Below are 10,683 nucleotides of genomic sequence, written 5' to 3'. Positions count from 1 at the left end.
TTTCTTGATCCTTCATGGCTTGAAGGGTCAATTGTTGCTGCTGATCCAGTTGTTTATCTTTCTCAGCAATCTGACGATCTTTGATGCGCATTTGCTCATCTTTTTCTGATAGCTGACGATCCTTGGCTTTTAATTGCTCATAGAGGCGGAGAATTTCTGCATTCTTCTCGTCCACTAGAATCTCCATCAGTTCACGTTGCTTGACATCTTCACTGACAGGCTCATCTTCAAAAATCGTTTTTTTATAGATTTCTTCTAGCTTAATCAAGCCACTTCTGGTAACGACTGTTACCCCTTTGTCATTTTTATCTGTGTCTTCTTCTGGTAATTCTTTGACACGGTTATTGATTGCTTGGCGAGATAATCCTAAAACCTCTGCAATCTCACTGACGGTCATTTCAATACTCATAATATCCTCTGAAACGTTTTCTAGCTTTTCTTTACTTAAATCTTATCATAAGCTAGAAAAACTGTCAAATTTTCGCTTAATCTAAGGCCTTCAAAAAGGCTAGTAAGACTTGGGCAGAGCGACGTCCAGCTTCGATAATAAACTCATCAAAAGAGATGTTTGCTTCATGGTTGGCATTGTCACTCATAGCACGGATGACTAAGACTGGAAGATTAAGGGCATGCGCTGCCTGAGCAATAGCAGCCCCCTCCATCTCAACGGCTAAAACTTCTGGGAAATGGGACTTAATCGCTTCTATCTTATCATTTCCTGCAACAAAACTATCTCCTGTAGCAATCAAACCAAGATGCCATTTTTGGTCCAATCGAGATAGACTCTCTTGGATTTTGGCAACAAATGTTTTATCTGATTCAAAATAAAGCGGTTGTTGCGCCATTTGCCCATAGGCATAACCAAAAGCTGTGACATCCACATCATGATAGGCTAATTTATCAGCAATCACAACATCCCCAACAGCAATACCTTCTGCTACTGCCCCAGCTGATCCTGTATTGATAAGAGCATCCACTTGGAAATGATCAGCCAAAATCGCCACACTCATAGCAGACATGACCTTACCAATTCCACTTTCTACAAGAACGACTTCATGAGAGGCAATGGTTCCTGTGTGATAAGTATTCCCCAAAACAACTTGCTCCTGGGCATTTTCTAGATGCTGGACCAGATAAGCCAGTTCTTCTGGCATAGCCGCAATAATTCCTATTTTCATTTCAATTCCTTTTCTTTTACAAAAGTTTCATTGCTAACACAAGCAAAATCAAGAGAAAGATGACTGCAAATAAGATTTTATTCAACTTAGAATTGAAGACATTTCTCTTGGTATTTTCAATGCGACGGCTTTTATGAATAGACGGTTCGACCTGAATCTTCAAGGTTTCCTGGCTAAAACCATGTCCCTTAGAATTAGCATAACCAAAACGGGATGAAGAGGTTGGTAAAATCTTGGTCTCCTCATCATCTAGCAAAGGGGGACCTGAAATTTTTTCGCCTCTATTAGCTCTTTCAATCATTTCATCCGTTAATAAAGGTTTACCCATACTGACCTCCTCTATTTTTTGTGTAATTCCCAGTATTGAACAGCCATAATTGTCTTGGCGTCACAGATATGACCTGATTGGATCAATTCCTTGGCTTCTTTTAGACTCACTTCAAGGACTTCCAAGGTCTCATCTTCATCCTGCGGACGCGGATTTTCCACCTTTGTTAAATCGCTTGCTAGGTATAGTTTTAACTTTTCATTACAGAAGCCAATGGCTGAATAAAAATCGTACAAGAGTTCTAACTTCCCTGTATAGGCTGTTTCTTCCTCTAATTCACGCAGGGCAGCAGCGACAGGGTCTGTATTTTCTCCTACTTCCAATTTTCCAGCTGGAATTTCGTAAGAGACAGCCTCGATAGCCTTACGGTACTGCTTGACCAAGATAAGTTTTTGCTCATCCGTTACAGCTAAAACACAGACAGCTCCATTGTGAAAAATTAAATCTCGTTGGGCAGTTCCTTTACCTTCTGGTAATTCAACCTGATCTTGGACCAGTTTAAAAATTGGCCCTTGATAGATTTCTTTTCGGCTAAGCGTTTTTTCTTCAAATTCCATGACAGACTCCTACTGATTATTAGGATGATGAGGAAGGCGTGTTGCATATTCGTCTTTATTGACCTGACGTCCACGACCAATAGCAATAGCATCCGCTGGAACGTCTTTGGTAATAGTTGAACCCGCACCAACGAGGGAATTGTCACCAAGTTCTACTGGCGCAATAATGGTTGAATTTGAACCAACAAAGACATTGTTGCCAATGACTGTCTTGTATTTGTTTTTGCCGTCATAGTTGACTGTAATGGTTCCAGCACCAAAATTAACCTTGCTACCCACTTCACAGTTTCCAATATAAGTCAAATGACCAGCCTTGGTATTCTCACCGATTGAAGAACCTTTCACCTCAACAAAGTTACCAATATGGACTTGGGCACCTAGAGATGAACCTGGACGAATGTGGGCATAAGGACCGACTGTCACACCGTCTGCAACACTACTTTCTTCAATCATTGAGTTGGTAATAACAGCTCCTGCTCCGATAGTGCTATCCACTACATAAGTACCATTTGTCAAAACAGTCTCAGCACCAATTTTCGTTTGCCCCTTCAAGGTAACATTGGCTTCGATTTGAACTTCAGGAGCAATCTCAACATCAATATCGATATAAGTTGCTTCTGGATTGACAAAGCTAACACCATTGACCATGTGTTGGTGATTGATGCGGCGACGCATAACCGACTCAGCTGTCGCAAGTGCTACACGGTCATTTACTCCAAGACTCTCATCAAAATCTTTCAAAGTATAAGCGCCAACTTTTTCACCAGCTTCTCGGAAAATGCCAATGACATCTGTGATATAGTATTCACCTTGAGCGTTGTTGGTATTGATATTTTTCAAAGCCTCAAACAAACGCTCGTTATCAAAAATATATGTTCCAGTGTTGATTTCCTTGATTTGCTTTTCAAAATCTGTAGCATCCTTCTGCTCAACAATACGAAGGACCTCCGCATTGTCATTACGAACAATTCGTCCATAGCCAAAAGGATTATCCGTTTCAGCAGTCAAGATAGTGGCCACATTTTTATGATTGATGTGAAAATCAATCAAGTTTTTCAAGCTTTCACCTGTGATTAAAGGAGTATCCCCTGCAATGACCAAGGTGTGACCTGACAAACCTTCTAAGATAGGCTCCGTCATCATAACTGCATGGCCAGTACCCAACTGTTCAGATTGAGTCACAAATTCTGTCTGTCCAGCCAAGACCTGCTCAACCAATTCCGCCTTGTGTCCTACAACTGTTACTGTCTTTTCAGGTTGGATAGCTCCCACACTACGGAAAACATGTTCCAGCATAGAAATACCCGCAACCTTGTGCAACACTTTTGGCAAATCAGATTTCATGCGAGTCCCTTTACCCGCTGCTAAAATAATGGCATAATTTGACATAATCTTCTCTTTTCTCTAGAAATTCCCTTTTATTATACCATATTTCAAATCATTCCGCGCTCTTGAATGAAAAAATGCTCTAAAGTCCTTTCTTAACCCATTTTTTAAGTATTTTTTTTGATTTTTTCTCATTTTTAAGGTAAAATTATGAGGTATGAGAAAGAAAATAAATCCGCTTATTTTATTTGGTTTTTTTGGGATTATGATTTTCATTTTAATCCTGAATCGCCCTCGTTTTGAGGACCATCCTGTAAAAACAAAGTCAAATATCGCGCAAGTAGAGACACAGGCGCTACACAATATAGATAAACCAGTAATTGATGTTTCTGGTTGGCAACGTCCTGAGGAAATTAATTACGATACTCTCTCCCAAAACATTTCTGGAGCTATTGTTCGTGTTCATAGTGGTGCTCAAACGTCCAAAGAGAACGATGCTTCCTATGTTAATGGTATTGATAAGGCCTTTAAAACCCACATCACAGAGTTTCAAAAACGAAATGTCCCAGTAGGTGTCTACGCTTATGTGGCAGGTAAAAGTATCCAAGAAATGGAAAAAGCTGCTGAAAGTTTTTATAATTCCGCATCGCCATACAGCCCTAGCTACTATTGGCTAGATGTGGAAGAAAAAACCATGTCCAATATGAACGAAGGTGTTGAAGCCTTTCGTGCAAAACTAGAATCACTAGGTGCTAAAAATATCGGAATCTACGTAGGAGTATACTTCATGGAAGAACACAGTATTGATACTGACAAGTTTACATCTGTTTGGATTCCTTCCTATGGTTCTGACTCAGGATTTTACGAGGCAACTCCTAAGACTGACTTAGATTACGATATTCACCAATATACTTCTAAAGGGAAAATTGCTGGCTTTGAGCACGATTTGGATATCAACGTCATCTCTTCCTTAAAAAATAAAGAAGAAACCTTTAAGAAACTCTTTTTAAAACCTTAAAAGCATTTGTTTATCATTTGCTTTTTCTTTTTGTGTTTGATTGTGATACAATATAGTAAGGATTTTTTGAAATAGAAATAGTTGGAGGAAAAATATGCTCTCATGGTTAGCACGCGTTATTAAAGGGATTGTCATTGCTCTGGGATTTATCTTACCAGGAATTTCCGGAGGGGTTCTAGCAGCAATCTTAGGAATTTATGAACGAATGATTGGTTTTCTGGCTCACCCCTTTAAAGACTTTAAAGAAAATGTTTTGTACTTTATTCCAGTTGCCATTGGTATGTTTCTGGGAATCGGCTTATTTTCCTACCCGATTGAATACCTGCTTGAAAATTATCAGGTCTTTGTCTTATGGAGCTTTGCAGGAGCTATCATTGGTACAGTTCCTAGCCTCCTCAAAGAATCAACTCGAGAATCTGATCGAGATAAGATTGATTTAGTCTGGTTCTGGATAACCTTTATCATTTCTGGATTAGGACTCTATGCCTTAAATTTTGTCGTTGGAACCTTGAGCGCCAGCTTTCTTAATTTCGTCCTAGCTGGTGCACTGCTGGCTCTTGGCGTATTAGTTCCTGGCCTCAGTCCATCAAATCTACTTTTGATTTTGGGCCTCTATGCTCCTATGTTGACTGGTTTTAAAACCTTTGACCTCTTGGGAACCTTCTTCCCGATTGGAATCGGTGCAGGTGCAACTCTCATCATTTTTTCAAAATTGATGGATTATGCCTTAAACAACTACCACTCACGTGTCTATCATTTCATCATCGGTATCGTCCTTTCAAGTACCCTTTTAATCTTGATTCCAAATGCAGGAAATGCTGAAAGTATCCAGTACACCGGTATTTCTCTTGTTGGGTATGTCATCATTGCCTTCTTCTTTGCACTGGGAATCTGGCTTGGTATTTGGATGAGCCAATTGGAGGATAAGTATAAATAATGGCAAAAAAAGTTAAAATCAAAAAAACATTGGTGGAACAAATCCTGTCTAAAGCAGGTATCCCACATCAGGGGATTCAAATCAATGCCCTGGAAGGAGAGCTTCCCCAAGGTTATGAAAAAGATCAGATTTTCAAAACCTTGGCGCTTTTGGGAGATAAAACAGGACCGATTATCGGAATTGTCCCTATCACCCAACACTTGTCTGAAAAGAAACTAGCTAAAATTTCTGGCAATAAAAAAGTGAGCATGATTCCACAAAAAGACTTGGAAAAAACAACTGGTTATATTCATGGAGCCAATAATCCCGTCGGAATTCGTCAGAAACACAATTACCCCATTTTTATCGATAAGATTGCTCTAGACTTGGATCAAATGATTGTCTCTGCTGGCGAGGTCGGTCACAGCATTATCGTCGCTCCACAAGACTTGGCTAGTTTTGTAAAGGCTGACTTTGTAGATATCTTGGAGGACAGCAAGTAATGAAACTCTACTTTGTCCGCCACGGTCGTACAGTCTGGAACCAAGAAGGACGCTTTCAAGGTGCTAGTGGAGATTCTCCCCTTCTTCCTGAATCCATTGAAACCCTAAAACAACTAGGGCAGTATCTCAAGGATGTTCCTTTCGATCAAATTTATTCAAGTGATTTACCTCGAGCTGTCAAATCTGCTGAAATTATCCAAAGTCAACTCAAGACGTCCTGTCCTTTAGAAAGTGTTCCTAATCTCCGTGAATGGCAGCTGGGGAAGTTGGAAGGTTTGAAAATTGCAACCTTGGAAGCTATTTACCCACAACAAATCAAAGCTTTCCGATCTAATCTTGCTCAATTTGACACTCAAATGTTCGGAGCCGAATCCCTCTATAGTACTACAAAACGTACCATCCAATTTATCAAATCATTAAAAGATAGTCCAGCTGAGCATATTCTAATTGTCGGTCACGGCGCCAATCTTACTGCCAGTCTTCGTACTCTTCTCGGTTATAAAGAACCTCTTCTTCGTAAAGATGGAGGCCTAGCAAATGCCAGCCTGACCATTCTAGAAACTCATGATTTTGAAACATTTACACTCGATACTTGGAATGATACTTCCTATCAATAACAGAACTTGATTTTAGCGTCAAGTTCTTTTTAGTTTTTAAAGATTATCCGTGAATTTCTTGGCTATTTATGATAAAATGGGAGTATCGCAAAAAATGACTCATCGTATTCAATTTTGAGTAAAACTAGGAGGATCCCATGTCTACAGAACATATGGAAGAACTAAATGACCAGCAGATCGTTCGCCGTGAAAAAATGGCTGCGCTCCGTGAACAAGGAATTGATCCTTTCGGAAAACGCTTTGAACGTACTGCAAATTCACAAGAATTAAAAGATAAATATGCTGACCTCGATAAAGAACAATTACACGATAAAAACGAAACAGCTACTATCGCAGGACGCTTGGTAACTAAACGTGGTAAAGGTAAAGTTGGATTTGCCCACCTTCAAGACCGCGAAGGTCAAATCCAAATCTACGTACGTAAAGATGCTGTCGGTGAAGAAAACTACGAAATCTTCAAAAAAGCAGACCTTGGTGACTTCCTTGGTGTCGAAGGCGAAGTCATGCGTACAGATATGGGAGAACTCTCTATCAAGGCGACTCACATTACACACTTGTCTAAGGCTCTTCGTCCACTTCCAGAGAAATTCCATGGTTTGACAGACGTTGAAACGATTTACCGTAAACGTTACCTTGACTTAATTTCTAACCGTGAAAGTTTTGAGCGTTTTGTCACTCGTTCAAAAATCATTTCTGAAATCCGTCGTTACCTTGACCAAAAAGGATTCCTTGAAGTGGAAACACCTGTTCTTCACAACGAAGCTGGTGGAGCTGCTGCCCGTCCATTTATCACTCACCACAATGCCCAAAACATTGACATGGTGCTTCGTATCGCGACTGAGCTTCACTTGAAACGCCTTATCGTTGGTGGTATGGAACGTGTCTATGAAATTGGCCGTATCTTCCGTAACGAAGGAATGGATGCTACTCATAACCCGGAGTTTACTTCCATCGAAGTTTACCAAGCTTATGCAGACTTCCAAGATATCATGGACTTGACCGAAGGCATTATCCAACACGCTGCTAAAGCTGTTAAAGGTGATGGTCCAGTTAACTACCAAGGTACTGAAATCAAGATTAACGAACCATTTAAACGTGTTCACATGGTGGATGCTATCAAAGAAATTACTGGTGTAGATTTCTGGCAAGACATGACTTTCGAGGAAGCCAAAGCTATCGCTGCTGAGAAGAAAGTTCCAGTTGAGAAACATTACACTGAAGTTGGCCACATCATCAATGCTTTCTTTGAAGAGTTTGTTGAAGAAACCTTGATCCAACCGACCTTTATCTATGGACATCCAGTAGCTGTATCTCCACTAGCTAAGAAGAATCCTGAAGACGAACGCTTTACTGACCGTTTCGAACTCTTCATCATGACCAAAGAGTACGGAAATGCCTTTACTGAATTGAATGATCCAATCGACCAACTTAGCCGTTTTGAAGCCCAAGCTAAAGCTAAAGAACTTGGTGACGATGAGGCAACAGGTATCGACTACGATTACATTGAAGCTCTTGAATATGGTATGCCACCAACAGGTGGTTTGGGAATCGGTATCGACCGTCTCTGCATGCTCCTCACTGATACAACCACTATCCGTGATGTATTGCTCTTCCCAACAATGAAATAAACTCTTATCCTCTGGTACTTGCCAGAGGATTTTTCGATACAAAAAGAGACTGAGGTAAACTCAATCTCTTTTCTTATTCTTGATTTTTAACTTGACTGGTGGCTACATCTTCTCCAAACCATTTCTGGCTAATCTCTTGGAACTTTCCTTCTTGGTATAGTGCAATAAAGGCTTGGTTTAAAGCTTGTAGTAATCTCTTGTCTGCTGGTCTAACTCCGACAGCAAAGGATTCACTTTCAAATCCTGCTGAAAAGACATTGTAGTCACTTAATATACCTTCAGACTGGAGATAATAATTAGCATAAACCCGGTCAATCAACAAGGCATCAATCCGGTCATTTTTCAAATCAATCAAGGCTTCATTGAAACTCTGGTACTGATTGGCCTTCTGGTCTTTTACACGATTTTTCAGTAAATCTGGCTGGGCTTCAAAATCCAAATAACCAGAGGAACCGGCTTGGGCTCCCAAGGTCTTATCCTTCATATCCTCTACCGAATGAATCTGCTGGCTTTTCTTCGCAACTAAAACTTGCTGATTTTCCATATATGGAATGCTAAAAGCAACCTTCTCTCGGCGTTCATCAGTGGCAGAATAGCCATTCCAGATGGCGTCTATGGTTCCATTTTGCAGTTCCGTCTCCTTCATATCCCAGTCAATTGGCTGAAATTGCACCTTGAAATCTAATTTTTCAGAAACTGCTTGTGCCAAATCAATATCAAAACCTGTATATTGGCCATTCTTTTCTTCAAACCCCATGGGTACAAAGGTATTGTCAAAACCAATGGTTATACTACCTTGCTCTTGATACTTATCCCAGTTATCCTGCTTTGGATCACTAGCCTTCTGAGTACAAGCCGTTAAAAAGAGAATCAGGAGAGAAACCAATACTAAAGTAATTTTCTTATTAGTCATTGGCACCTCCTACTTGGGCTCAATCTTGAGAATCTGATCTGCGATATTTTCCGCAAACTGCAAATCATGGGTAACCACAATCTGGGTCATGCCAAGTTCCCTATTTTGCAAGATCAGTTTTTCCACTTCCAGTCGTAATTCTGGATCTAGGGCAGAAGTTGGTTCATCGTAGCCAATGATTTCCGGGTCAATCATCATAGCACGCGCCAAAGCCACTCGCTGCTTTTGCCCACCTGATAGTGAGAATGGATAAGCATCTGCATGTCCTGCTAGCCCTAACTGTTCCAGTAGCCCACGCGCCTTCTGCTCAGCCTCATCCTGCTTCATTCCCATGGTTTTTACGGGCGATAAGGTCAAATTGTTTAGAACTGATAAATGAGGGAAAAGTTGAAAATCTTGGAATACAAATCCCAGTAGATTGCGCTTCTCAAGTTCATCCAATTCTAAAGGTTCTCCATTATAAAATATTTGCCCTGAATCAATGGTTTCAAGACCTGCAAGCATGCGTAAGAGAGTCGTCTTACCTCCACCCGAAGGCCCAACGATAGCCAGAATTTGCTTTTCAGGAATTTTTAGACTGAAATTGGACAAAATTTGCTTTTCACCAAATCCCTTATTGATATTTCGTAATTCTAACATGGCAGCCTCCTATCTATAGTAACTATACTTCTTCTCAACTTTTTTGGCAAGAATGGTCACAATACCAATCAAAATCAAGTAAATAGCACCTGCCAAGAACATTGGAACCAGACTAGCATCACGGTTGGCAGCTGTTCGACTAGCCAAGATAAGGTCAGAAATACCTAGAGCATAGACCAGGGAAGTATCCTTGACCAAACTCATAACCTCATTAAAGACGCTTGGAAGAACAATCTTGGTCACCTGAGGCAAGATAATATAGCGGACTGTGTCAAAAGAACCAAACTTCAAAACCTTGGCAGCCTCATATTGGCCTTTAGGAATGGTATCAATCCCTCCACGGAAGATTTCAGCAAAGTAAGCCGCATAATTCAAAACAAAGGCAATAATGGCCGCAGGAAGACGATCCAAACGGATTCCAATGCTTGGGAGCACATAATAGATAAAAATCAGTTGCAAGAGCAAGGGTGTGCCTCGCATAATCCAAATGTAAATGTTAATCAGATGATGGAGGGGCTTCCAATGGACTTGCAAGGCAAAGGCAATCAAAACGCCCAAGGGAATAGAAAAAATCAAGACCAGTGCAAAAACCTGCAAAGTCATACTTGCACCGCTCAATAAACTCGGTAATATCTCAAACAAATAAGACATACTGCACCTCCTAAAAATAATTGTTCCTATTATAGCATAAATAAACAAAATAACCAAGGATTTTTGTAAAAAAATTCTCTTTAAAAAGAAAAACTATACCTATCAAAAAAAGAAAGGACGAAATGTGTCCTTTCTCGATCTTAGCTTTCTTTTACTAAAGAGACATAAAACCATCCATAGCAAAACTCATGCTCCCTAAGATAAACAAACCAAGAATTAGATAGGCGTAGAGTGGCAGGGAAGCAAAGATAAAAGGTGATAGTAAAATCATACCTAAGGTATCTCCAAAATTCGTACAAATACAATACAATCAAAAAGCAAGATAAAGGATAAAGATGATAAGCCAAAAGTAAAACCGCTTGCGTGCTTTTTCTTTTCGAAACATTTCTTCCACCTCCCCTTCTATAGA

Annotated in this window: 13 protein-coding genes; 5 read left to right on the top strand and 8 right to left on the bottom strand. The window is 40.2% G+C overall.

All coding sequences use genetic code 11. The features are described 5' to 3' along the window. The 5 genes from rocS to glmU form a co-directional block, all read right to left on the bottom strand. Window positions 1–409: chromosome segregation protein RocS (rocS, locus tag QZ565_RS05440; RefSeq protein ID WP_295526637.1), on the bottom strand; the 409-nt coding region annotated here is incomplete at its 3' end. A 76-nt stretch (window positions 410–485) separates the two neighbouring features. Then, window positions 486–1,178: a 5'-methylthioadenosine/adenosylhomocysteine nucleosidase gene (locus QZ565_RS05435; protein ID WP_295526633.1), complete on the bottom strand. Its 693-nt coding sequence runs from the start codon at window positions 1,176–1,178 to the stop codon at window positions 486–488. A gap of 16 nt (window positions 1,179–1,194) precedes the next feature. Continuing rightward, a complete protein-coding gene (macP, locus tag QZ565_RS05430) occupies window positions 1,195–1,506 on the bottom strand; it encodes a cell wall synthase accessory phosphoprotein MacP (protein WP_261024576.1) in 312 nt (103 codons plus the stop codon). Between the two features lie 11 nt (window positions 1,507–1,517). Next, window positions 1,518–2,063: an NUDIX hydrolase gene (locus QZ565_RS05425; protein WP_295526626.1), complete on the bottom strand. Its 546-nt coding sequence runs from the start codon at window positions 2,061–2,063 to the stop codon at window positions 1,518–1,520. Window positions 2,064–2,072: 9 nt separating this feature from the next. After that, window positions 2,073–3,452, bottom strand: coding sequence for a bifunctional UDP-N-acetylglucosamine diphosphorylase/glucosamine-1-phosphate N-acetyltransferase GlmU (gene glmU / locus QZ565_RS05420; protein ID WP_084926601.1), 1,380 nt, complete (start codon window positions 3,450–3,452; stop codon window positions 2,073–2,075). Between the two features lie 154 nt (window positions 3,453–3,606). Between glmU and QZ565_RS05415 the strand changes: the two genes are divergently transcribed. The 5 genes from QZ565_RS05415 (at window position 3,607) to lysS (ending at window position 8,071) form a co-directional block, all read left to right on the top strand. Next, on the top strand, window positions 3,607–4,407 hold the full coding sequence (locus QZ565_RS05415) for a glycoside hydrolase family 25 protein (RefSeq protein ID WP_295526622.1): 801 nt from the start codon (window positions 3,607–3,609) through the stop codon (window positions 4,405–4,407). A 94-nt stretch (window positions 4,408–4,501) separates the two neighbouring features. Continuing rightward, window positions 4,502–5,344 carry a DUF368 domain-containing protein gene (locus tag QZ565_RS05410; protein WP_295526620.1) on the top strand — a complete coding sequence of 281 codons (843 nt, stop codon included), beginning with the start codon at window positions 4,502–4,504 and terminating at the stop codon, window positions 5,342–5,344. After that, a complete protein-coding gene (locus QZ565_RS05405; protein WP_201058133.1) occupies window positions 5,344–5,826 on the top strand; it encodes an aminoacyl-tRNA deacylase in 483 nt (160 codons plus the stop codon). Before QZ565_RS05410 ends, QZ565_RS05405 begins: the two co-directional genes overlap by 1 nt. Continuing rightward, window positions 5,826–6,443 carry a histidine phosphatase family protein gene (locus tag QZ565_RS05400; protein WP_295526616.1) on the top strand — a complete coding sequence of 206 codons (618 nt, stop codon included), beginning with the start codon at window positions 5,826–5,828 and terminating at the stop codon, window positions 6,441–6,443. Before QZ565_RS05405 ends, QZ565_RS05400 begins: the two co-directional genes overlap by 1 nt. A gap of 137 nt (window positions 6,444–6,580) precedes the next feature. Then, on the top strand, window positions 6,581–8,071 hold the full coding sequence (gene lysS / locus QZ565_RS05395) for a lysine--tRNA ligase (protein ID WP_295526614.1): 1,491 nt from the start codon (window positions 6,581–6,583) through the stop codon (window positions 8,069–8,071). A 73-nt stretch (window positions 8,072–8,144) separates the two neighbouring features. Here lysS and QZ565_RS05390 read toward each other — a convergent pair whose 3' ends face one another. Genes QZ565_RS05390 through QZ565_RS05380 form a run of 3 tightly spaced genes read right to left on the bottom strand, consistent with a single transcriptional unit; the run spans window position 8,145 to window position 10,274 of the window. Further along, a complete protein-coding gene (locus QZ565_RS05390; protein ID WP_295526611.1) occupies window positions 8,145–8,984 on the bottom strand; it encodes an amino acid ABC transporter substrate-binding protein in 840 nt (279 codons plus the stop codon). Window positions 8,985–8,993: 9 nt separating this feature from the next. Beyond that, complete coding sequence (locus tag QZ565_RS05385) at window positions 8,994–9,623, bottom strand: amino acid ABC transporter ATP-binding protein (protein ID WP_295526608.1); 630 nt, start codon at window positions 9,621–9,623, stop codon at window positions 8,994–8,996. A gap of 9 nt (window positions 9,624–9,632) precedes the next feature. Beyond that, window positions 9,633–10,274: an amino acid ABC transporter permease gene (locus tag QZ565_RS05380; RefSeq protein WP_295526605.1), complete on the bottom strand. Its 642-nt coding sequence runs from the start codon at window positions 10,272–10,274 to the stop codon at window positions 9,633–9,635. Window positions 10,275–10,683 lie beyond the last annotated feature (409 nt).

The organism is uncultured Streptococcus sp. (assembly GCF_915066115.1).
Lineage (GTDB): Bacteria > Bacillota > Bacilli > Lactobacillales > Streptococcaceae > Streptococcus.
Note: the sequence above shows the minus strand (reverse complement) of the source record. Positions and strands in the feature narration are given on the sequence as shown.

Excerpts from the sequence above, each read along its gene's own strand:
- QZ565_RS05410 (WP_295526620.1), top strand. The coding sequence starts at position 4,502 with ATGCTCTCATGGTTAGCACGCGTTATTAAAGGGATTGTCATTGCTCTG.
- QZ565_RS05400 (WP_295526616.1), top strand. The coding sequence starts at position 5,826 with ATGAAACTCTACTTTGTCCGCCACGGTCGTACAGTCTGGAACCAAGAA.
- QZ565_RS05425 (WP_295526626.1), bottom strand. The coding sequence starts at position 2,063 with ATGGAATTTGAAGAAAAAACGCTTAGCCGAAAAGAAATCTATCAAGGG.
- QZ565_RS05415 (WP_295526622.1), top strand. The coding sequence starts at position 3,607 with ATGAGAAAGAAAATAAATCCGCTTATTTTATTTGGTTTTTTTGGGATT.
- macP (WP_261024576.1), bottom strand. The coding sequence starts at position 1,506 with ATGGGTAAACCTTTATTAACGGATGAAATGATTGAAAGAGCTAATAGA.
- QZ565_RS05385 (WP_295526608.1), bottom strand. The coding sequence starts at position 9,623 with ATGTTAGAATTACGAAATATCAATAAGGGATTTGGTGAAAAGCAAATT.
- QZ565_RS05380 (WP_295526605.1), bottom strand. The coding sequence starts at position 10,274 with ATGTCTTATTTGTTTGAGATATTACCGAGTTTATTGAGCGGTGCAAGT.
- glmU (WP_084926601.1), bottom strand. The coding sequence starts at position 3,452 with ATGTCAAATTATGCCATTATTTTAGCAGCGGGTAAAGGGACTCGCATG.
- QZ565_RS05405 (WP_201058133.1), top strand. The coding sequence starts at position 5,344 with ATGGCAAAAAAAGTTAAAATCAAAAAAACATTGGTGGAACAAATCCTG.
- QZ565_RS05390 (WP_295526611.1), bottom strand. The coding sequence starts at position 8,984 with ATGACTAATAAGAAAATTACTTTAGTATTGGTTTCTCTCCTGATTCTC.
- lysS (WP_295526614.1), top strand. The coding sequence starts at position 6,581 with ATGTCTACAGAACATATGGAAGAACTAAATGACCAGCAGATCGTTCGC.
- QZ565_RS05435 (WP_295526633.1), bottom strand. The coding sequence starts at position 1,178 with ATGAAAATAGGAATTATTGCGGCTATGCCAGAAGAACTGGCTTATCTG.